The 20,127-nt window shown below is 41.5% G+C and carries 24 protein-coding genes and 1 rRNA gene; 11 read left to right on the top strand and 14 right to left on the bottom strand.

Annotated features, from left to right (window positions below):
- Nucleotides 1-123 precede the first annotated feature (123 nt).
- Both rrf and NWP17_RS00320 read left to right on the top strand, forming a co-directional pair.
- Nucleotides 124-241, top strand: a 5S ribosomal RNA gene (gene rrf, locus NWP17_RS00325).
- A 251-nt stretch (nt 242-492) separates the two neighbouring features.
- A complete protein-coding gene (locus NWP17_RS00320) occupies nt 493-1,548 on the top strand; it encodes a hemerythrin domain-containing protein (RefSeq protein WP_280652930.1) in 1,056 nt (351 codons plus the stop codon).
- A 68-nt stretch (nt 1,549-1,616) separates the two neighbouring features.
- Here the strand turns inward: NWP17_RS00320 and NWP17_RS00315 are convergent, their stop codons facing one another.
- The 8 genes from NWP17_RS00315 to rph all read right to left on the bottom strand — a co-directional run bounded on the left by NWP17_RS00315 (nt 1,617) and on the right by rph (nt 9,232).
- Nucleotides 1,617-2,081 carry an Hsp20/alpha crystallin family protein gene (locus NWP17_RS00315; RefSeq protein WP_280652929.1) on the bottom strand — a complete coding sequence of 155 codons (465 nt, stop codon included), beginning with the start codon at nt 2,079-2,081 and terminating at the stop codon, nt 1,617-1,619.
- A gap of 217 nt (nt 2,082-2,298) precedes the next feature.
- Nucleotides 2,299-3,477: a M20 family metallopeptidase gene (locus NWP17_RS00310; RefSeq protein ID WP_280652928.1), complete on the bottom strand. Its 1,179-nt coding sequence runs from the start codon at nt 3,475-3,477 to the stop codon at nt 2,299-2,301.
- A gap of 153 nt (nt 3,478-3,630) precedes the next feature.
- On the bottom strand, nt 3,631-3,837 hold the full coding sequence (locus NWP17_RS17505; protein ID WP_342393991.1) for a hypothetical protein: 207 nt from the start codon (nt 3,835-3,837) through the stop codon (nt 3,631-3,633).
- 171 nt (nt 3,838-4,008) lie between these two features.
- On the bottom strand, nt 4,009-5,739 hold the full coding sequence (locus NWP17_RS00300) for a protein kinase domain-containing protein (protein WP_280652927.1): 1,731 nt from the start codon (nt 5,737-5,739) through the stop codon (nt 4,009-4,011).
- Nucleotides 5,740-5,834: 95 nt separating this feature from the next.
- Entirely contained in the window at nt 5,835-6,578 is a 744-nt protein-coding gene (locus NWP17_RS00295) for a M50 family metallopeptidase (RefSeq protein ID WP_280652926.1), read from the bottom strand.
- Between the two features lie 187 nt (nt 6,579-6,765).
- A complete protein-coding gene (locus NWP17_RS00290; protein WP_280652925.1) occupies nt 6,766-7,572 on the bottom strand; it encodes a double zinc ribbon and FHA domain-containing protein in 807 nt (268 codons plus the stop codon).
- Nucleotides 7,573-7,635: 63 nt separating this feature from the next.
- On the bottom strand, nt 7,636-8,358 hold the full coding sequence (gene pgl, locus NWP17_RS00285; protein WP_280652924.1) for a 6-phosphogluconolactonase: 723 nt from the start codon (nt 8,356-8,358) through the stop codon (nt 7,636-7,638).
- A 130-nt stretch (nt 8,359-8,488) separates the two neighbouring features.
- Nucleotides 8,489-9,232 carry a ribonuclease PH gene (gene rph, locus NWP17_RS00280; protein WP_280652923.1) on the bottom strand — a complete coding sequence of 248 codons (744 nt, stop codon included), beginning with the start codon at nt 9,230-9,232 and terminating at the stop codon, nt 8,489-8,491.
- Nucleotides 9,233-9,381: 149 nt separating this feature from the next.
- Here rph and NWP17_RS00275 point away from each other — a divergent pair, with 149 nt between their 5' ends.
- Nucleotides 9,382-9,504, top strand: a complete 123-nt coding sequence (locus NWP17_RS00275) for a hypothetical protein (protein ID WP_280652922.1) — start codon at nt 9,382-9,384, stop codon at nt 9,502-9,504.
- Nucleotides 9,491-10,072, top strand: coding sequence for a dCTP deaminase (gene dcd / locus NWP17_RS00270; RefSeq protein ID WP_280652921.1), 582 nt, complete (start codon nt 9,491-9,493; stop codon nt 10,070-10,072). Before NWP17_RS00275 ends, dcd begins: the two co-directional genes overlap by 14 nt.
- A 12-nt stretch (nt 10,073-10,084) precedes the next feature.
- Here the strand turns inward: dcd and NWP17_RS00265 are convergent, their stop codons facing one another.
- Nucleotides 10,085-10,453, bottom strand: coding sequence for a pentapeptide repeat-containing protein (locus NWP17_RS00265; RefSeq protein WP_280652920.1), 369 nt, complete (start codon nt 10,451-10,453; stop codon nt 10,085-10,087).
- Nucleotides 10,454-10,908: 455 nt separating this feature from the next.
- Here NWP17_RS00265 and NWP17_RS00260 point away from each other — a divergent pair, with 455 nt between their 5' ends.
- From NWP17_RS00260 to ylqF, 7 genes are all read left to right on the top strand, one after another.
- On the top strand, nt 10,909-12,144 hold the full coding sequence (locus NWP17_RS00260) for an LL-diaminopimelate aminotransferase (protein WP_280652919.1): 1,236 nt from the start codon (nt 10,909-10,911) through the stop codon (nt 12,142-12,144).
- A gap of 169 nt (nt 12,145-12,313) precedes the next feature.
- Nucleotides 12,314-12,934: a Uma2 family endonuclease gene (locus NWP17_RS00255; protein WP_280652918.1), complete on the top strand. Its 621-nt coding sequence runs from the start codon at nt 12,314-12,316 to the stop codon at nt 12,932-12,934.
- A gap of 71 nt (nt 12,935-13,005) precedes the next feature.
- Nucleotides 13,006-14,739, top strand: a complete 1,734-nt coding sequence (locus NWP17_RS00250; RefSeq protein ID WP_280652917.1) for a tetratricopeptide repeat protein — start codon at nt 13,006-13,008, stop codon at nt 14,737-14,739.
- 276 nt (nt 14,740-15,015) lie between these two features.
- Entirely contained in the window at nt 15,016-15,183 is a 168-nt protein-coding gene (locus tag NWP17_RS00245) for a hypothetical protein (RefSeq protein ID WP_280652916.1), read from the top strand.
- A 367-nt stretch (nt 15,184-15,550) separates the two neighbouring features.
- Nucleotides 15,551-16,015 (top strand): CYTH domain-containing protein, encoded by a 465-nt coding sequence (locus NWP17_RS00240; RefSeq protein WP_280652915.1) that lies wholly within the window; start codon nt 15,551-15,553, stop codon nt 16,013-16,015.
- A 52-nt stretch (nt 16,016-16,067) separates the two neighbouring features.
- Nucleotides 16,068-16,448 (top strand): VOC family protein, encoded by a 381-nt coding sequence (locus tag NWP17_RS00235; protein ID WP_280652931.1) that lies wholly within the window; start codon nt 16,068-16,070, stop codon nt 16,446-16,448.
- An 86-nt stretch (nt 16,449-16,534) separates the two neighbouring features.
- Nucleotides 16,535-17,419, top strand: a complete 885-nt coding sequence (ylqF, locus tag NWP17_RS00230) for a ribosome biogenesis GTPase YlqF (RefSeq protein ID WP_280652914.1) — start codon at nt 16,535-16,537, stop codon at nt 17,417-17,419.
- Nucleotides 17,420-17,435: 16 nt separating this feature from the next.
- On the opposite strand, the gene nifT is transcribed toward ylqF, so the two are convergent.
- The 5 genes from nifT to NWP17_RS00205 form a co-directional block, all read right to left on the bottom strand.
- Entirely contained in the window at nt 17,436-17,639 is a 204-nt protein-coding gene (nifT, locus tag NWP17_RS00225) for a putative nitrogen fixation protein NifT (protein ID WP_280652913.1), read from the bottom strand.
- Entirely contained in the window at nt 17,636-17,902 is a 267-nt protein-coding gene (locus tag NWP17_RS00220) for a nitrogen fixation protein NifZ (protein WP_280652912.1), read from the bottom strand. Before NWP17_RS00220 ends, nifT begins: the two co-directional genes overlap by 4 nt.
- Nucleotides 17,892-19,022: a homocitrate synthase gene (gene nifV, locus NWP17_RS00215; RefSeq protein ID WP_280652911.1), complete on the bottom strand. Its 1,131-nt coding sequence runs from the start codon at nt 19,020-19,022 to the stop codon at nt 17,892-17,894. The genes NWP17_RS00220 and nifV overlap by 11 nt, the downstream gene beginning before the upstream one ends.
- Nucleotides 19,023-19,590: 568 nt before the next feature.
- Nucleotides 19,591-19,788: a DUF2949 domain-containing protein gene (locus tag NWP17_RS00210; protein ID WP_280652910.1), complete on the bottom strand. Its 198-nt coding sequence runs from the start codon at nt 19,786-19,788 to the stop codon at nt 19,591-19,593.
- Between the two features lie 66 nt (nt 19,789-19,854).
- Entirely contained in the window at nt 19,855-20,109 is a 255-nt protein-coding gene (locus NWP17_RS00205; protein WP_280652909.1) for an Asr1405/Asl0597 family protein, read from the bottom strand.
- Between the last annotated feature and the right edge of the window lie 18 nt (nt 20,110-20,127).

Genomic DNA, 20,127 nt, shown 5'->3' with positions numbered 1-20,127 from the left:
GGCGCTAAGTGGAAGTACAGCAATGTATGAAGCTGAGGTGTACTAACAGACCGAGGGCTTGACCTCTTCACTTTGGTTTTCGCGTTACTTGCAGTCTTCAGGGTTTTGTACCCGACAATTTTTCCTGGTGTCTATGGCACGATGGAACCACACTGATACCATCCCGAACTCAGAGGTGAAACGCTGTTGCGGCGACGATAGTTTTGGGGTTGCCCTCTGCAACAATAGCTCGATGCCAGGTTCATTTTTTCAACGCCATAAATAACAGCCTCTTCAATAATAGAAGGGGCTTTTGTTTTTATTTGGCTTTTTTGCAAGCCCCAATTAAGTGAAAAAATATTAATTAAAAAATATTAAAATCTTATATCCCAAGTTACCTAGGTCATCTTTCTTTTGAAAGATGAAAGATACATAAATTATATGTCACTGTAAAACAAAGTGAGAAGATATCTGAAAAATTTTTTGTGAATAATTTTCAGGGGAGAAATAAACATGGTAACCACATTGGATGATACCACACGAAATGCTATTGCTGTCAAATTGGCAGATATGAAATTAATTCAACAGTTGCTTATTGAAAATGAGGAACTGTTTTTAAGAGCGTCAACTGATGCGGAAATATCTGACCGTCTCCGGAAAATGCTAGAAGATGACCGCAAAAATCAAGGGGTTCTGGAAACTACCATTGTTCAGTATGGTATCCAGAAAGAACCAGAACCGATAGTTCAAGAAATGTGCAATAAAGTCCGCCAATTGATGGAAGACTCACAATTGAGTTTCTATGAAAAAATCTTTCAGCATGAATTGTTAAAACATCAACAAGTCATGTGTGGTATGGTAACTCACAAAGCTGCTCAAAAAGTTGGTGCGGATGTAATGGCCGCAATTACCCCTTTAAACACTGTTAACTTTGAAAACCGCGCTCATCAAGAGCAACTCAAAGGCTTTTTAGAAATTTTGGGTGTGCGTGAACTGACTGGACAAGAAGCAGACCAGGGAATTTGGGGACGAGTTCAAGACGCGATCGCTACTTTTAGCGGCGCTCTGGGTAGCGCTGTTACCCAAACTTCTGACAAAAAGGATATGAATATCCAAGACGTGATTCGTATTGATCACAATAAGATTAATATCCTATTTACAGAATTGCTACAAAGCAGCGATCCGCAAAAAATACAAGAGTATTTTGGTCAAATCTACAAAGACCTTACCGCTCATGCTGAAGCTGAAGAAGAAGTTGTTTACCCCAGAGTACGTTCTTTCTACGGTGACAGCAACACCCAAGAACTTTATGACGAACAGGCTCAAATGAAAAGGCTGTTAGAAGAAATCCGGGAAATTGACCCATCTGTTCCTGAATTTAAAGACAGAATCAGAAACTTGATGGATATTGTGGGCGATCATATTCGTCAGGAAGAAACTACAATGTTTGCTGCCATTCGCAACAACTTAAGTACTCATCAAACAGAGGAACTAGCAACACAATTTAAAGCCGCTAAGGGCAGAATTCAAGAAAGATTGGCAAGTACTAAGACCGGAGCGAATGTTTAGTTTAATTTGTGTATACCAATCCCAGCCCCTCTCCTAGGAGGAGGGGGGGTAGCTTTATTTGTGCTGGTTTATGATTGGGAGTTACCTAAATTTACCTTAAATACATTATTTTCTGGCTGTAGTTTAGGTAAACTGAGGGTTAAAATGCCATCTTTTAGGTCTGCCTTAACTTGTTGATGTTGCACTTTGCTGGGTAGAGTAACTATTCTTTTGAATTTGCCATAGTGGAATTCTGAACGAATATTTCCGTTGGATTCCATGCTTTGTTTGTTATGATGCTCACCAGCAATTGAAACTGTATCTTGAGTGACTTCAATATCTAAGTCTTCACTTTTTACGCCGGGAATTTCAACTTTTAACACCAACTCAGACCCCTGATCATGCAGTTCAACAGCAGGAACCCAGCCAGTTTTTGATGATCTAAAAATATCAGAGTTGCGGCGATCAAGTGTGGTCATTTCAGATAAAAATTGATCCATTTGACGACCTATAATTTCTATTTCTCGGAATGGTTCCCAATGAATAAGTGCCATATTGCCATTCTCTCCTTAACTAATTAAACTTTTAGAATTATTTAGAGTTTCCCGGATGATCATCAATCTGATGACTTATGAGAACTCTAATATTTTGGGCGAGAGGCTTGATTTGTTTCTTACCTCTGATATGTAATTTAATCTAAGCAAAGCTGCCAGGAGATTGGGCAAACCGTACAAACAACAGTTGCATTTACCGTATGACATTGTACAGCTATTATTTTGGTTGCCAATATTTATAAGCAGCGTAAGCCATAGTCACAACGCCTGTGATAATCGCCGACTCATCAATTTCAAATTCTGGATGATGTAATGGGTGATTAATTCTATCTTTGTAGCCTACACCCAAGCGAAACATGGAACCGGGGGCGTGTTCTAAATAGACAGAAAAATCTTCAGCACCTAGAGAAGGTTCTGGTAAGACTTGGACGTGTTCACTACTCCAGGCTTCTTCGGCGGATGATTGCAACAACTGGGTTATGGCATAATCATTCTGCACACTAGGCACACCAGGGCGATAATTAACTTGATAACGCGCTCCAAAAGAATGGCAAACATTAGCGACAATATTTTCAATCCAGTTGGGGAGTTGAGAACGGGTTTCTGGATGAAGCGATCGCACTGTTCCCAACAACTGTACTTGATCAGCGATCACATTTGGCGCTCTACCACCAAGAATTTTACCTATAGTCAAAACCACAGGACGCAAGGGATTCTGTGTGCGGCTAATGGCTTGTTGTAATGCACTAATCACCTGTGAAGCAATCCAAATTGCATCAACGGCTTCATGAGGACGCGCCCCATGTCCAGATTCCCCGATAATAATAATCTCTAAATCATCGGCTGCTGCGGTGAGTGCGCCGTAACGCACGCCAACAGATCCAGCAGGGATAGAAGGGAAAACATGAAGACCTAATACAGCCGTGACTTGGGACATTGCTCCATCTTTAACCATCCAGGTTGCTCCTTGAGCGATTTCCTCAGCTGGTTGAAATAAAAACCGTACCTTACCGCCCAACTCCTGGGAAATTTGGGACAGCACCATTGCTGTTCCCAGGCCAACTGTGGTGTGAACATCGTGACCGCAAGCGTGCATTACACCCTCTATGCGAGAAGCATATTCTAACTTTGTCCGTTCTTGAATGGGCAGAGCATCCATATCAGTACGAATTGCCAATATACGCTCATCTGTGCCAGTATTTTGTAATTCTCCAATTACCCCAGTTTTACCAATTCCCTCTTCTACATGAAGACCACTGGAGGATAACACACCAGCCACAAAGGCAGATGTTTGGTATTCCTGTCCGCTGATTTCTGGGTGCGAGTGGAGATGGCGGCGAATTTCAATTAAGCGAGGCTCTAATTTTGTGGCTAAGTCTTTAATATTGGTTAACATTACTTTATTTGATTTTACAGGCTTTGTTACCATCTTGACATTCTCAGGCGTAAACCCACGGGGATTATACACGCGCAATTACTTTTGCGTGTTGATTCCGTTCGTTGCTTACTTTTAAATGTTTTCCAGCATATCTTTGTTTGGCTTTACGTCTTAGATTCTCACCTTTTTCTGTGGTATAGATTCGACATTGAGGGTGTTTGATGGATTTTCTGCCTTTATTATAAATCTGGGATTAGGTTCATGATGTCCATTGAAATCAGAGTCAAAATATTCCAGCCCCACATCTAAACCTATTTCGCTATCAGCATTATGAAGTAATGATGAAGCAGCTATGAAAATCCCATGAACTTTAGTCACAGCAATACACGAAATTAGATTTATGCTTTAAAATGGTTTTCGTAACCAACTATAGTGAACCATTTATAGACTACCCCATATGTGATCCCCCTGGCTGAAACCTAAACAAGGCTGGGGGGACTTGCTTTGATGGGATGAAAAAAAAGAAATTTTCTTGTCCCACTCCTGAAATTAACGCCACCCCAAAAAGCGCAACCCAGGAACAATCAAGTAATGGGTCACCCCTAACCAAAAACTCATCAACACATTCACCAAGCTAAAAAAAATCATCCACCAGAAGGGCTGACCAGAAAGTTGAAAAATATTAGTTGTCGGGAAGCCAAGAAGAATGAGAAATGCAAAGATAATTGCTGTGCCAAATGCGGCAAATAGAGCATAAACTAGACGATGGCTGCGAAAACCGACACTCAATACTAACAGAAAAACTGCAATTAAAATCACTACTAATGGTTTTTCGCTGTTATCCTGTGGTGTGATTAATTGTAAAGATAACCAACTCAACCCATAGCCGAGCATCCCCATGAGAGACGTGAGCAAAAACTGTTGTCTTTGACCAAAACACTTTGATATTGTCAGTCCCCATGCAGTTCCTAAACCTGCGCCCATAAAGACAGTCATTTCTGTCACCATGACAGCTTGAGGATTGCTGACTAATTCCGGTAGCTGACGAGAAATATATTCAGCAAATTGATTGGCTAAAACTGTTCGATAAGCTATGGTATAGCCAGTAATAGTGCCTATACAACCGCCCAGTGTGGTTAGCAGCATTGCCCAAATTGTCGCTAAACAAGCCTGTAAAAATCTAAGAATCACATTGGCTATCAAAACCAGTGTTTTACCTGTAGCCGTAGTGAAATTATTTAATGTTTGCTCAACAGCTTGTATTAAGAAGCTAAATTTTATGGAAAGCTGTGTTGCTGCTTGGTGAAAAGAGTCTTTAATTTGGGAAAATAATCCAGTTTGGGAAGATGTGCGGGTAATTTTAGTTAAGCGTTGTTGAATTTTGCCTGCATTTGGCGGACGCGATCGCACATCTTCTTGTATCATTTCATCTAGTAAATCTGCCAGTTGGGGGTTAACACTGATGAGACTTCGCCACCTTAGAACCCCAGTGTGGGTGTCTGCCAGATCCGGGGGATATTCACCTGTCAGTAATTCAATCATTGTCCGACCGAGGGCGTAAAAATCAGCCCCAGGGCTGACATTACCCCCATTTATCTGTTCTGGAGGACTGTAACCAGAAGAATATAACTTAGTTGAACTAGATCCTCGACGTAGTTGAGGATTGTTAAATTGTTTTACCCCACCAAAATCAATCAACACTAAATCTAACTTGTTTTCTCCTCCAGTGGCGGAATTTCGCAACATCAAATTAGAGGGCTTAATGTCCCGGTGAATAATGTGGCGTTTGTGTAGTTCCTGTAAAATCTTGACAGCCTGGGCAAACCAATTTAACACTAAATCCTCTGGGCATCCTTGGGGATAGTTTTTTAGTACTTCCTCGAGAGTCGGTCCGTTAATTTTTTCCATCACCAGACAAGCTAGTACACGCGGTTTAGGATGGGACAAATTCACCTGAAAATAACCATCAGCCTCCACCAGGGGTACACCAGTATGGCGCAACTTAATTAATACCTCTGCTTCCTGTGTAAACAATTGCAGTGCTTTGGGTGAATTTTCCACTAAAACTTTGATTACTTTCTCAGTTTGGGTTTTTCCATCCCAAACCGTGTAAATTTGGGCAAATCCTCCCGATCCCAACGGTTGAAGTGGGACATAACGATCTAACAGATGTAGTAATGAGCCACAACTGACACAAAATTTGTTTCCCCAAGGTTGAGGATAAGGACGTTTACAGTCAGGATTTATGCAGTGAACCGCACTCTTTGTGATGTGGTACACATCCTCTACAATACAGAGACTAAATAGATTTTAACCTGTACTGTTGAAATTTTTTGGTGAATTTTTAAGTTTGATCATGTAAACTCAGAAGATGCCTACTGGGAACGATAGGCAATGTGGAGACTTTTCCATAAAATCGCCAAAGATGCCAGGGACATCAACCCACCCCAAAACCAATAAGGTAAAATTAAATACTTTTGCATTTGCGCAGTATCGGAAAGTCCGAGGGAACCAGCACTGTAGCTAAATAAATAATTCAGTTGGTGGTATACACTCACACAAGCTTGTACACCCAGAAGTTGAATAGCAAACCCCTGCATCCACTGGGGGGCTTTTAGAGAAACTCCCAAAATAATTAAACCTAGTAGAGGAATTGCCAACAATCCAAACCAAGAACGTACCCAGAGTAAAGTTGAAAGTAACAAAAAACCACCCAGTATTTTTAAACTCCAGGAGGCTGCGCTAAAACTACGAGAAGCTAGAATTAAACCTGCACCGGCAATAGGTGGACCCATCGGTCCGGCGGCCGCCACTAAAGCCGGGCCGATAGGCCATAAAGACCGAGAAATGCCATAACTAGCAACGCCAGAACCATTACTAAAAATTTTTAATTGGTGAAACTCTCCCCCTAATACCAAAGCCATTAAACCGTGACCGATTTCATGAAACCAAGTTGCCAAGATACTAAAAGGGTATAAAATATAATCCCCTCCTGGAACTTGCCACAACACAATTGTGGTCATGGCGGCTACCATAAGCCAAGTTAATCCCATACGTTCAACTGCGGGCGGAGCAACGGTTGTCAAGGGTGGTTGAAAATTTTTTCTTGGTTCTCTCATAGTTCACTGTCCTGGAAGTAATTACTCCAAATACTGGAGTGTAGTTTTATCTATTATTTTTACACCCATCCCGCTTGATGTGAGGGGAGACAGAGCATAGCCTATTCCTTATTTCCCGTTCCCTTGATATGATTGGTTCATCCTCCAAGATAGATGATAGAGACTACTGGAGGATGTTAAAAATCAGTTAAGCAAGTTGAAAGATAAACGTGACCAAATCTCCCTTACCCAGACTGACGCGATCGCCTGCTCTCAAGCGGTGACGGTTTCCTGGTGATAAGGGGGAATTATTAATGTAAGTGCCATTAGAACTACCCACATCTTCTATAAAGTAAGAATCTCCTTCAACCCGAATATCTGCGTGTATCCGGGAGACTATTTCCGAATTGGAAAAACCGGAAACATCCACATCTGGGGGAACGCGGTCATTGGGTTTGCCGATATGAATTACAGACAAAGCTTGGGGTAATTCAATGTCGCGATCGCTTTGGACATGGAATAACCGGGCTGTGACCTGCTGTAATTGTGTCATAGCGGGAGTTGGCACAGGAGCGGGGGCTGGGGTGGGAGTCGGCACTTCTGGCTGAGAAACCACAGGTTGAGGAGGAATACTAGGTGTTGGTGTTGGTGAAGGCGGGGGAATTTCTACTGCCATGGGTGATACTGCTGGTGGCATTACTGTTGGTGGTATAGGAGAAGCAACCTGCTGATTAACATTAGCATTTGGTTGTAAGAGTTCTTCAATAGGTTCTGGTTGAACTAGGGGAGGCACTTCTACTGGGATATCAGGGGCCACTGTGGGGGCAGATGTGGCCGCAGCAGGTGTAGCATTTGAGTGTAGGTTGTAACCACATTGACCACAGAAAGCAGCATCGGACTGCACAGTTGCGCCGCAGTTGGGGCAATGACTAGTTGTTGGTAACGGCGTATAACAAGCTTCACATTGGACAGCGCCGTCTGGGTTGGGGTGATTGCAGTTAGGACAGACGATCATCAATTTAAGCCTTTGGTCAAGATCATAGTCAAATAATGTTGGCAAGCAGACGGTTGTAGACAGTTAAGCTGTGAGTTCCGAACCTGCAGCCGCATCCAGCAACCACCAAAGTTCACCTTGGGGTTTAATTAAGCGGGATGGATAAGTAAAGTCATCTGCCACAGGCGCAAAGACTTGAGCCAAAGCTGGGCGTTTATTGGCACCAGCCACCATAAAAACAACACTGCGAGCAGCGTTAATCAATGGGTATGTGAAGGTTATGCGGGGGTTTCCGTCTTTGTTTCCTACAGTAATCAGCCGATCATCCACTTTTAAAGCTGGGGTATGAGGAAACAAAGATGCGGTATGTGCATCATCACCCATTCCTAGTAACACTATATCCAAAACAGGGAACTCATTGGGGTCAAAATTAAAGAAATCTCGCAGATGCTGTTCGTATTTGGCTGCTGAGACGGCTGGATCTCCTTCTAAAGTTGGTACAGGGTGAATGTTAGTCGGGGGGATAGCAACCCGATCTAACCATGCACGCCGGGCCATCAGTTCATTACTATCGGGATGATTTGGGGGTACATAACGTTCATCCCCCCAAAAGACATGAATTTTATCCCAGGGCAGGTTTTGATCAGCAATGGCCTCATACAATGGCTTGGGTGTACTACCGCCGGCTAAGGCTATAGTACATTGTCCCCGGTGTTCAATAGCTATTGACAATTTGGATAAAATCAACCCTAGCGATCGCGCCACTAGTGTTGAAATATCTGGGAGAATTTCTACCTTTTTGTTCATGGTTTCATCATTATTGTATTACCGACTTCCAGCAATACCATACCGAACTTATGAGTATTTGGCTGTTTAACTTTTGAAACTTTTAAGATGAGCAAACAAGCCATGGTAATTATTGTGATCAATATGGTGATCAATATTTATGCAAGAGATGATCTCTGTCTGCTATCACCTCTGTTTGTGCGATTAATAATTGCTGGATGCCTTTTTCCGCAAAATCTAGTAGCTGATTTAACTGAGCGCGGCTATAACTGCCTTCTTCTGCCGTTCCCTGGACTTCGATTATACCCAAATCTTGATTCATTACCACGTTTAAATCCACAGTAGCCGCCACATCCTCAGTATAGTTTAAATCTAAATATGGTTCGCCGTCTAATAACCCCACAGATACTGCTGCTACTTGTCTACACAAAGGCGATCGCTCCAATACACCTTGGCGCAACAATTGAGAGACTGCATGGGCTACAGCCACAAACCCCCCTGTAATTGCTGCGGTTCTAGTACCCGCATCTGCTTGTAACACGTCAGCATCTACAGTTAATGTTCTTTCTCCCAACACATCGAAATCAATTGCTGCTCGTAAACTACGACCAATTAAGCGTTGAATTTCTTGAGTACGTCCAGATAATTTTAACAATTCCCGTGGTTGTCGTTCTTGTGTAGCTGAGGGTAACATTCGATATTCAGATGTCAGCCAACCTTTACCTGTTCCTGTTAAAAACTTGGGTACTCCCTCAGTCACACTGACAGTACAAAGTACTTGAGTGTCTCCAAATTTTGTTAAAACAGAACCGGGAGCAAAGCTAGTAAAACCAGCATGAAAGCTGATATGACGTAGTTGATAGGGGGATCGACCATCGGGACGCTGCCAAACCATGAAAGTTACCTCAGAAGAAATTTTATACAGAATAACACAGCCTTCAGGTTAACAGATACCATTTTTAGTGATGAAAACCGAGAAGTGTGATAATCTAATTTCAGGTTTTCTATTTTGCAGATTTATTTAGATTTATTTAAAGTTCCCCTATGGTTTCCGAATTAAAAACTACCAGCATTAATTCAACCCTCAGTTTAGCTGATCCAGTTGCAGGATTACCTAGGTCAACAACCTTAATTATTCAAACAGAGGTCAAACGTGCTGAAAAATGATAAATGGATCATCGAACAAGCCAAACAAGGGATGATTTCTCCATTTGAAAGTTCTCTAGTGCGCCAAGTTGAAGATAGGCGAGTCATTAGTTATGGTTTATCTAGCTATGGCTATGATTTGAGATTAGCTCCCACAGATTTTCGCATTTTTAGACATATTCCAGGTACTATTGTTAACCCCAAGCGGTTTAACCCTGAAAACCTAGAATCTGCTACACTGCGAACTGATGAGGATGGATCATTTTTCATTATTCCCGCTAACTCTTATGCTTTGGGTGTCTCCCTAGAAAGACTGCGTATTCCTGCCAACATCACAGTTATTTGTATTGGCAAATCTACCATGGCACGTTGTGGCATAATTGCTAATATTACCCCGGCGGAAGCCTCATGGGAAGGCTTCTTGACCCTGGAATTTAGCAATGCTTCTAGTGCAGACTGTCGCATCTACGCTAATGAAGGTGTGTTACAGCTTCTGTTTTTAGAAGGGGAACCATGTCAAACTACTTACGCAGAGCGCCTTGGGAAGTATCAAAATCAACCCCAAACGGTTACCATTGCCAAGGTGTAAAAAGGTGGTAGTTTAATCTGAGACAGTACCATCTGGGAGAATAGCATTGCGGAAATTAGCTCCTTCTACATTGGCATTAGTTAAATTTGCATCTCGTAAATTGGCACGATCTAAATCAGCTTTATGAAGGTTAGCACCTTGCAAGTTAGCGCCTTCTAAGTTCGCCGATGTCAAATAAGTTGTACTTAAATCTGCATTACTAAGATTTGCATCTTCCAGATGCGCTCTATTTAGGTTAGCTTTACTCAGATTTGCACCACTAAGATTAACTTGATGTAGAATTACTCCATCGAGATTGGCTCTACTCAAATCAATCTGAGAAAAATCCCGTTCTCCAGCAGCATAGCGCTGGAGAAAATTATCTATATTATTTATCTTCATATCCACCTCACAGTATAATAGTATAATAGTTACTAATTATAATTTATACAGCACTGAGAGCAGTTAAGGTAAATTACCTATATTTAGTAATAGCCCTAGGCTAACAATTTTAACTCTAGTATTAAATCTGTCATGAGAAAGAATTATTTACAGCCTCAATAAACTAATTACCTCACCCTTGATATACCTCTTGGCAAAAATACCCCAAAGTAGATCAACAGGTTTTGACGCAGCTTGACCATAAAACGAGACGCAAGCCCCTGGCTTCAGACATGGGGATAAGTCCATAGCGACTTTAGTCCCATTACAGCGATTGATTGGCTTTAGCCACAGTGGTATGATGTTGAGCGTACCTAACTGGCATGGCAATGGGCTCGGAAAACCAAAAAATAAAAGTAAGCGCAATAGCAATACCTTAAGCTGTAAGAGCAAGCGAGTGTTTTTTAAATTCCACTATGGCAACTATCAACGACAACTACCTAAAGCTGAAAGCCGGTTACTTATTTCCCGAAATTGCGAGGCGAGTCAATAGCTTTGCACAAGCCAATCCTGATGCTAAAATTATCCGCTTAGGCATTGGCGATGTCACAGAACCGTTGCCAGAAGCTTGCCGCACAGCTATGATCAAAGCTGTGGAAGAAATGGGCGATCGCACATCCTTTAAAGGTTATGGACCAGAACAGGGTTATGCTTGGTTAAGGGAAAAAATTGCGGCTCAAGATTTTCAAGCCAGAGGGGCTGATATAGATGCTTCAGAAATCTTTATCTCTGATGGTTCTAAGTGCGATAGTGGCAACATTCTCGACATTTTTGGACAAAATAACATTATTGCGGTGACTGACCCTGTATACCCCGTATATGTGGACACTAACGTTATGGCTGGTAACACCGGGGCTGCTAACGATAAAGGGGAGTTTGCCGGTTTAGTATATCTGCCTATTTCGGCTAAAAATAACTTTACAGCTGAAATTCCCTCCCAGAAAGTTGACCTAATTTATCTGTGTTTTCCCAATAACCCCACTGGCGCAACTGCTACCAAGGAACACCTCACAGCATGGGTAGACTATGCTAGAGCCAATAACTCAATTATTTTCTTTGATGCTGCCTATGAGGCTTACATCACTGACCCGACCATTCCTCATTCAATATACGAAATTCCCGGCGCAAGAGAATGCGCCATTGAGTTCCGTTCTTTCTCTAAAAATGCAGGCTTTACGGGAACCCGTTGTGCATTGACTGTTGTACCCAAGACCCTAACAGCAAAAGCTGCTGATGGTTCTGATGTGGAACTGTGGAAGTTGTGGAATCGCCGTCAATCCACTAAATTTAATGGTGTTTCCTATATTGTCCAACGGGGTGCTGAAGCTGTGTATTCTCAGTCAGGACAGGGGCAAATTCAAGCATTAGTGAGTTTTTATCTAGAAAATGCCCAAATTATTCGTCAACAACTATCAGCGGCCGGACTAGTTGTGTATGGTGGAGTAAATGCACCTTATGTGTGGGTGAAAACTCCGGATAATTTATCTAGTTGGGAATTTTTTGATAAGTTACTGCACATTGTTAATGTGGTGGGTACGCCTGGTTCTGGTTTTGGCGCGGCGGGTGAGGGCTATTTCCGCATTTCGGCTTTTAATAGTCGGGAAAATGTGGAGGAAGCAATGAGGCGCATTACTGAAAAAATCAAGGTGTAAAAAGTTTGGGTGGGCTTTGCCCACCATTAACCCCCACCATTAACCCCCACCATTAACCATTTTATAGCGAACTTTACCCAAAGGGAACCAGCAGCCCGCACACTATCTCAGGTGTTTAAGGAATGCTATAATATTAGATAAAATATGATAAAATTAACAAAAATTTATTATGGTTTTCCTTCAAGAATTATCGGAAATATTACAAGCAGAAGACCCAGAACAAAGGCAAATGATTACTGGTGTGAGTTGGGAAAATTATCAAGTTTTACTCGATAATTTAGGTGATAATCGGCAATATAGAGTTACATATTTAGATGGAGTCATAGAACTGGTGTCACCAAGCCGCAGTCACGAACGCTATAAAACAATTATTGGTTCTTTGTTAGAAGCTTATTTTCAAGAAAACCGCATTCGTTATTTTCCTCTAGGTTCTACTACTTTCCGCAAACCAGTAAAAAAAGGAGGTACAGAACCAGATGAATCATACTGCATAGGAACAGAAAAAGAATTGCCTGATTTAGCGATTGAAATTATAGTAACTAGTGGGGGAGTTGATAAGTTAAAAGTTTATCAAATATTAGGTATCAAGGAAATCTGGTTTTTTAAAAATAATCAATTTGAAGTTTATATCTTGCAGGGAGAAAATTATCAACAATCTCTCGAAAGTGAGTTATTACCTAATCTAGATGTATCAATGTTAGCAGAATATGCGATCGCGCCTGATCCTTTGCAAGCTGTGTTGGCATTTCGGGAAAGAGTTAGTATGAAATCACCGGGGAATAAGCTGTAATAAATAGTATTGATGTGAAAGCACAAGGATATTACAATGAACGAAGGTAAGTCATAACCTAGACAAATTCAATGAATGCTAAGGAATTTTTCCAACGGGGTGTAATTTTTCTGACTAAATTTAAAGATTATTATGCCGCAATCACCGACTTTGATCAAGCTATAAAAATCAATCCCGGCTTTGCTGAAGCATATTGTAATCGGGGAGAAGCTCGTTACCTGTTAGGCGATTACGAGGGGGCGATCGCTGATTATGATCAAGCTATACAAATTAACCCCCATTCTTCGCTATCATACCATAGTCGGGGTCGTGCTTACTTAGCCCTTGAAAACTACGATCAAGCCATTGGCAATTATCAACAAGCCATAGAAACTACTACTCACCCAGCTAATGTATATTATATTGATATAGCCACAGCTTTACATAACCGGGGTGTAGCCTTGTGTAATCGGGGTGATTATCAAGGAGCAATAGCAGATTTTGACCAAGCTATACAATGGCATCCTTATTTTGCCCCAGCTTATAGCAGTAGGGGTAATATATCCTATATTTTAGGAGAGTATCAGCAAGCCATCGCCCACCATAACCGCGCTTTACAACTAAATCCCAACTTAGCCGCAGCTTACCATAATCGAGGTAATGCCCACTATGAGTTAGGAAACAACCAAGAAGCTATAGAAGATTACAATCAGGCTCTACAAATTAACCCTAACTTTGCTGAAGCTTACTATAATCGGGGTCTAGTTTATTCTCGCCTCAAAAATTTTCCCCAAGCCATAGCCGACTTTAACCAAGCCCTCACCCTCAACCCTGATGATCTGCAAGCATACTCTCAACGGGGTTTAGTGCGAGAAACTTTAGGAGACTATTATGGATCTCTGAAAGATTATAGTCAAGCATTGCAAAAAAACCCTACTCTAGCTTCAGTATACAGCTTGCGGGCTAATGTACGTCGTTGGTTAGCAGACTATCAAGGGGCTATTGATGATTGTAATCAAGCTATCAAACTTCATCCCCGTCTAGCTCAAGCATACTGCTATCGGGCTGCGGCTCGCCATGGTCAGGGAGATTATCAAGGAGCGATTGAAGACTATACTATGGCATTAGAAATTGATGGTAATTCAGCTGAAGCTTATTGTGGGCGGGCTATTACTCACCAAATTTTGCAAAATTTCTCTGACGCAGTTGCAGACAACACCCAAGCCATCAACTTTGTTCCTCAATTTTCATCAGCTTACTGTAATCGGGGTAATGCTCATCGTCTGTTAGGAGAGGAAAATAAGGCGATGGCTGATTATGATCAAGCTTTAGAAATAAATCCCGATTTGATAGAAGCTTATTACAATCGGGCTGGTCTTCGCTATGCACTCAATGACTATCAAGGCGCAATTGCTGATTACACCCAAGCAGTACAAAGAAATCAGAAATCAGCTACATTTTACCGCGATCGCGCCCAAGCCCGCTATGCTCTGGAAGACTATCAAGGCGCAAGAGAAGATTACACTCAAGCCCTGGCGATAGACTCTACTAACGCTGAAGACTGGTATAATCGGGGTCGGAGCCTGGCCATGCTGGGAGAGTTAACAGCAGGGTTAGCTGATTTAAATCAAGCCTTGCAACGTCAACCATTGTGGGCTTTAGCTTATATGCTGCGGGCTGATGTGCGTTTGCGCCTCAAAGACTATCCAGGTGCAATTGCAGATTTCCAAACATCTGCTGACATATATAATAGAGAGGGAAATATCCAATATTATCAACATATGCTTGGGGCTATCGCAGAAGTTGAAAGTTTATATCAAAAATAGACGGGGGGAACAGGGAAGGGGCAAAAATAAATAATGTGTACGGAATTTTGTTTAAATTAAAATGGGGAAATAAAGCGGTTTAGTACAGTAGGGGAAGCAAATACCCGCACTACAATACTGTATTTAGGAAACCGGTCATCAAATCATTAATGTAACCTATAATGCTGTTTTATAAAACATAATCTTGCTAAAATAAGTTCAAAAGCTTGGTGGGATATTCTCTTCGTAAATTTCCGTTGCTTGTAGTAATTACCATTAATTTACCAAACTAAGATTATGAATCGCTCTTCCTCTGGCTTGTTTGTAGGTTTGCAAACAGCTATTACCTCTGTGGCTATTTCTCAGAGAACTGATAGTGTTAATAACCTACCTGTTTGTGATTCTATCAATGACAGTGGACTTAACTTTGACCGTGGGTCTGGACGCATTGGGGCTGGTTGCTAAATCCCCCTTGATTAAATCTACAATTCTCTCATGTGAGTAATTAGTAGAATATTCATGAGATTACTTATCCGTGCGATCGCTAACAACCTTTTCTAGCAATTACACCATCAGCTAGAATTTTTGAGGAGCGATCGCGCCTCACGCAGTGTGGGAAGTAGTCACAGCAATTTATTATCTGAATCATTGCGATCAGTAAAAGGGAACAGGTAAAGCTGGTTGATGAGTTGCTTTAATTGGGGTAAGCGCTCAGAGGATATAATGAATATCCCATTGATCAGGGCTTGCTGTGTTAAACCAGTTTTTTCTAGTCGGACTTGTATATTATGTTTTTTTAGTATAAAATAGGCAAAATGGCATACTTTCCCCCATGGCTAAGGAAATAGAGCGTAAATACTTACTTAAAGATGATAGTTGGCGAAAATTGGCTCAAGGAACTGTATACTGTCAGGGGTATATCCCCACACAACATCAAGTTACTGTCCGTGTGCGTATAGTAGGGAAACAAGGCTACCTAACCATTAAAAGCCCTACTGTGGAATGTTCTAGACTAGAGTTTGAGTATCCCATTCCTTTAGAAGATGCTCAAGAAATGCTGAGGACATTGTGTGAACAGCCTTTGATCGAAAAAACCAGATACAAAATAGAGTGGGAGGGGTTGATTTGGGAAATAGACGAGTTTGAGGGGCTAAATAAAGGGTTAATTTTAGCGGAAGTTGAACTAAATAACATAAATCAGCAAATTGTATTACCTCCTTGGGTTGGGGAAGAAGTCTCCCAGGACCCCAGATATTTCAATAGTCAATTAGTTACACATCCATATTCACAATGGTAAATATAGCGTCTCTTAATTGCCTATTAAGTAATTAAGCTAAAATGATATCATGATGGGTTTTCAATATACTGAAGCACTGGTCACCATAGCATCTGTTAATTTTGATAATTTAGTTAAATTCTATACAGAAATGCTCAATCAAAAACCGTCACCTTTCATACCTAATGTGTATGCAGAATTGCAACTTGCTGGTGTACGGTTGGGTATTTTTCAACCGAAAAACAATCACTCATCAGAATTTGCTAATTCAGCAAACAGTAAGATAAGTTTGTGTTTAGAAGTGAGTAATTTAGAAGCAGCGATCGCTCACATAACCAACCTAGGCTACCCACCCCCTGGAGAAATCTCCACAGCTTCCCACGGTAGAGAAATTTATGTTTATGACCCTGATGGCAACCGAATTATACTACATCAGGGAACGGGTCAATTGTAGTGTGAGCATCTTGCTGGCTACTGGTGAAATAAAAATATTGGCTAATTTCAAAATCTAAAATCTAAAATTGATTAATTTCTCAAACTATGTCTTTAAATCAAAACTACAAATTAAACCTCATCCAATGGTATCCGGGTCATATTGCTAAAGCGGAAAAAAACCTTAAGGAACAGCTAACCAGGGTAGATGTGGTGCTAGAAGTACGAGATGCGCGGATTCCTTTGGCTACCCATCACCCTCAAATAGATGAATGGGTGGGGAATAAAGCGCGTTTGTTAGTATTAAACCGATTAGATATGATTCCGCTCCCAGTGCGATCGCTTTGGGGAGATTGGTTTAAACATCAAAGTCAAGTCGCCTATTTTAGCAATGCTCAACAAGGTCAGGGTGTGGTGGCCATAGCAAAAGCTGCTCAAGCAGCAGGGGTAAAACTCAACCAAAGAAGACGCGATCGGGGAATGTTACCCCGTCCAGTGCGAGCCGTCGTCATTGGTTTTCCCAACGTGGGTAAATCAGCCTTAATTAACCGTCTATTGGGAAAGCGAGTGGTAGAAAGCGCCGCCCGTCCAGGGGTAACTCGCTCTTTGCGTTGGGTGAGAATTTCCGAACACCTAGAATTATTAGATGCTCCCGGCGTAATTCCATTAAAAATGGGAAATCAAGAAGCCGCAGTCAAGTTAGCAATTTGTGACGACATTGGTCAAGCGTCCTATGATAATCAGCTAGTAGCATCAGCTTTCATAGACCTACTCAATCAATTGCAAGAAACAGCAGGGGAATTATTACCACCCTCGCCCTTATATACTCGCTACCAACTTGACCCCGTACCATACACCGGGGAAAGCTATTTACACGCCTTGGCAGAACATCGTTACCAAGGGGACGTAGAACGCACAGCCAGACATCTATTAACAGATTTTCGTAAAGGCTTATTAGGTGCAATTCCTCTAGAATTACCACCCGGCCTGTAAACCAGCATTTGAATATTTAAGCCAAGCGCCTGGCTTCCACAGTCAGGGGTAAACTGTTAGTATCAGGTAACTCTGTAAATTCCAACTCCCAGCCATTAGCTAAAGTTAGAACTATACCATCATTACCTTTTGTTTGTTTAACTACTTCTTCTTCCATGTCTTTTTTAGCAACATAAGCAACTAAATTTCCCGCATCATTCATCCGTAACATAACTTTCATGAATTCTCCTCCACCGCTTCTAATTCTTTTTTCCGACAACCAACAACGAACCCTGTCTCTAAAAAATGCACAGCATAAATATAGGAAGTTTGTAAATAAGTACCTACACTCGCTATATAGCCCACATCTCCTTTGTTCCCTAAAATCGCCCCGACTTCTTGACCGGGAAACGTACCATCATTTTTGATCAGTTTGCGAAGTCTGACTTTTTGACCAATTTCAAAAACAGGTGGTAAGTTTAGCTCTAATTCATCACGTTGCATGAGAGTACCTGTGTTCTTTTACCAAGCTCAAAAGTTCTTCTACAGTGAGATTGCGTTTTTGCTTGATTGACTGGTGGCGGACTGCATCCAGGACAGATTGCGTTTCCTGTGGGTTGAGAAAAATGTTATTTTGCTGTAACAAACTGGTCACCAAATGTCTACCAGAGTGCTTACCCACTACTAAACGGCGTTCCCAACCTACTTCTTCTGGTGCAAATGGTTCATAGGTGAGGGGGTTTTGTAGTACGCCGTGAGCATGAATTCCCGACTCATGAGCAAAGGTATTTTCACCCACAATTGCTTTCCAGGGTGGAACATGAGAATTAGATGCTGAAGCCACTAGTTGTGATAATTGCAACAAACGGCGAGTATCAATGGGCAAACTCATCCCGTAAATACGTTTAATAGACATGACAACTTCTTCTAAAGCCGCATTTCCCGCCCTTTCCCCCACACCGTTAACTGTGGTATTTACAGATGTAGCTCCGGCTTTGATACCAGCTAAAGCGTTAGCAGTTGCCAAGCCAAAATCGTTGTGAGTGTGAATTTCTACAGGAATGGACAAAGCCGAAACTAACTGTTTAACTTTAGCGTAGGTGCTGAAGGGGTCAAGAATGCCCACAGTATCGCAGAAGCGGAACCGCGAAGCACCCCATTCTTGAGCATTAAGGGCTACATCTAACAAAAAGTTAGGGTCAGCCCTAGAAGAATCTTCTCCCCCCACTGCTACCCAAAGACCTTGATCAAGGGCAAAATTAATACAGTCCTTCAGTTTTTGCAAACTGACTCGCCATTGACCATGAAATTTAGCAGCAATTTGGATTCCAGACACAGGGATGGCGATATGTACTCGCCTTAAACCGCAGGTGATGGAAGCTTTGATATCTGAAATCACCGCCCGATTCCAACCCAGCAGCCTGGCTTGCAAACCCAACTCAGAAATTGCTAAAATAGCGTGTGTTTCTGCTTCTCCCATGGCTGGTATCCCTACTTCTAATTCGGGAACACCAATAGCATCGAGAAATTGGGCAATGGCTAACTTTTCTTCAAAGGTAAAAGCAACACCTGCTGCTTGTTCACCATCACGTAATGTAGTGTCATTAATTAAGATATCATTCATCTCAAGCATTTCTCCTGTTGCCTACTTACTTTTAAATGTTTTCGAGCATATCTTTGTCTGTTTTCTTGGGTATAGATTCGAGGTTGAGCGTGTTTGATGGATTTGTCAACTTTTCTTATAAATCTGGGATTAGGTTTATGATGTCCATTGGAATCAGAGTAAAAATATTCCAGCCCCACATCTAAACCTATTTGGCTATCAGCTATTCTAGGTTCTTGTTTAACTTGGTTTAACTTGTGTATCTACACAGAATTGAACAAGCAGAAACCATCAGCAATTTTAACAATTATAACGATAATAACGGGTTTAATTAACTTATTGCTTGGTTGATAGCTTGGTTTTTTACTCTAACACTAGCACTACTTAATCACCTCTTTTATGTTTTAGTTCATCTTCATGATTATTAAATCATAGCTAAATACCAAATCAACTATCTGTATGAGAGAGAACCAAAAACAGGTATAATTTTAGGAAGAAGTTTACCATTGCCAAATGAGGTATTTTATCTTAGCGATTACCTGAGATGACTGTGAGTAAACCTAAGAGTAAAAGTTAGAGAAAAAATCTGTTAATGATTCTCATCTAGCCAATCTAAAATCTGCTCTAATTGCTGTAAATTAACCAGTCCATATTGCCACAGCAGCATGGGTAATGGTTCATCATCAAATTTACGATGTCTTTGTGCTACAGCAATATCTGCATTTGTCAGTTCCAGTTCCTGATGTAAAAAATTAAGAAATTTCCTCTCACTGTTAGCAGTTGTCATGGTCGCAATTGTTTAGTTATTCTCTTGGTCAAGCTAGGCTGGAATGGAGAGATACACCAGTGTTGTTTAGGGGTTGTGTAAATTCCAGCAACGCTCTAACCAGTCCACTAATTCATGGCGAGAAGCGAGAAACTGCATCACAGTACTGCGGACTAGTATGGCTTCTAGTAAATTATTCACTTTCACTGTCAGAGAACCATCCCTATGACAAGAACAGGGTATCATCAGTTCTTGTAAACGCTGACAAATTTGCCAGCGATCGCACAAAGGAATCTGTAAAACTTGATCTCTTGGGGGATCATAACTATGTGGTGGTAACATGATTAAATGCAGTTGGGG

The organism is Chrysosporum bergii ANA360D (genome assembly GCF_029891735.1).
Classification (GTDB): domain Bacteria; phylum Cyanobacteriota; class Cyanobacteriia; order Cyanobacteriales; family Nostocaceae; genus Umezakia; species Umezakia bergii.
Note: the sequence above shows the minus strand (reverse complement) of the source record. Positions and strands in the feature narration are given on the sequence as shown.

What these genes read in the sequence shown, in the direction of transcription:
- NWP17_RS00245 (WP_280652916.1), top strand. Translation starts at nt 15,016, where the DNA reads ATGAATCGCTCTTCCTCTGGCTTGTTTGTAGGTTTGCAAACAGCTATT.
- NWP17_RS00265 (WP_280652920.1), bottom strand. Translation starts at nt 10,453, where the DNA reads ATGAAGATAAATAATATAGATAATTTTCTCCAGCGCTATGCTGCTGGA.
- NWP17_RS00240 (WP_280652915.1), top strand. Translation starts at nt 15,551, where the DNA reads ATGGCTAAGGAAATAGAGCGTAAATACTTACTTAAAGATGATAGTTGG.
- NWP17_RS00250 (WP_280652917.1), top strand. Translation starts at nt 13,006, where the DNA reads ATGAATGCTAAGGAATTTTTCCAACGGGGTGTAATTTTTCTGACTAAA.
- NWP17_RS00235 (WP_280652931.1), top strand. Translation starts at nt 16,068, where the DNA reads ATGGGTTTTCAATATACTGAAGCACTGGTCACCATAGCATCTGTTAAT.
- NWP17_RS00275 (WP_280652922.1), top strand. Translation starts at nt 9,382, where the DNA reads ATGGTTTCCGAATTAAAAACTACCAGCATTAATTCAACCCTCAGTTTA.
- NWP17_RS00260 (WP_280652919.1), top strand. Translation starts at nt 10,909, where the DNA reads ATGGCAACTATCAACGACAACTACCTAAAGCTGAAAGCCGGTTACTTA.
- nifT (WP_280652913.1), bottom strand. Translation starts at nt 17,639, where the DNA reads ATGAAAGTTATGTTACGGATGAATGATGCGGGAAATTTAGTTGCTTAT.
- NWP17_RS00210 (WP_280652910.1), bottom strand. Translation starts at nt 19,788, where the DNA reads ATGACAACTGCTAACAGTGAGAGGAAATTTCTTAATTTTTTACATCAG.
- NWP17_RS00205 (WP_280652909.1), bottom strand. Translation starts at nt 20,109, where the DNA reads ATGTTACCACCACATAGTTATGATCCCCCAAGAGATCAAGTTTTACAG.
- NWP17_RS00220 (WP_280652912.1), bottom strand. Translation starts at nt 17,902, where the DNA reads ATGCAACGTGATGAATTAGAGCTAAACTTACCACCTGTTTTTGAAATT.
- NWP17_RS00310 (WP_280652928.1), bottom strand. Translation starts at nt 3,477, where the DNA reads ATGTTAACCAATATTAAAGACTTAGCCACAAAATTAGAGCCTCGCTTA.
- NWP17_RS00290 (WP_280652925.1), bottom strand. Translation starts at nt 7,572, where the DNA reads ATGATCGTCTGTCCTAACTGCAATCACCCCAACCCAGACGGCGCTGTC.
- NWP17_RS00320 (WP_280652930.1), top strand. Translation starts at nt 493, where the DNA reads ATGGTAACCACATTGGATGATACCACACGAAATGCTATTGCTGTCAAA.
- ylqF (WP_280652914.1), top strand. Translation starts at nt 16,535, where the DNA reads ATGTCTTTAAATCAAAACTACAAATTAAACCTCATCCAATGGTATCCG.
- rph (WP_280652923.1), bottom strand. Translation starts at nt 9,232, where the DNA reads ATGGTTTGGCAGCGTCCCGATGGTCGATCCCCCTATCAACTACGTCAT.
- pgl (WP_280652924.1), bottom strand. Translation starts at nt 8,358, where the DNA reads ATGAACAAAAAGGTAGAAATTCTCCCAGATATTTCAACACTAGTGGCG.
- NWP17_RS00315 (WP_280652929.1), bottom strand. Translation starts at nt 2,081, where the DNA reads ATGGCACTTATTCATTGGGAACCATTCCGAGAAATAGAAATTATAGGT.
- NWP17_RS00295 (WP_280652926.1), bottom strand. Translation starts at nt 6,578, where the DNA reads ATGAGAGAACCAAGAAAAAATTTTCAACCACCCTTGACAACCGTTGCT.
- NWP17_RS00255 (WP_280652918.1), top strand. Translation starts at nt 12,314, where the DNA reads ATGGTTTTCCTTCAAGAATTATCGGAAATATTACAAGCAGAAGACCCA.
- nifV (WP_280652911.1), bottom strand. Translation starts at nt 19,022, where the DNA reads ATGAATGATATCTTAATTAATGACACTACATTACGTGATGGTGAACAA.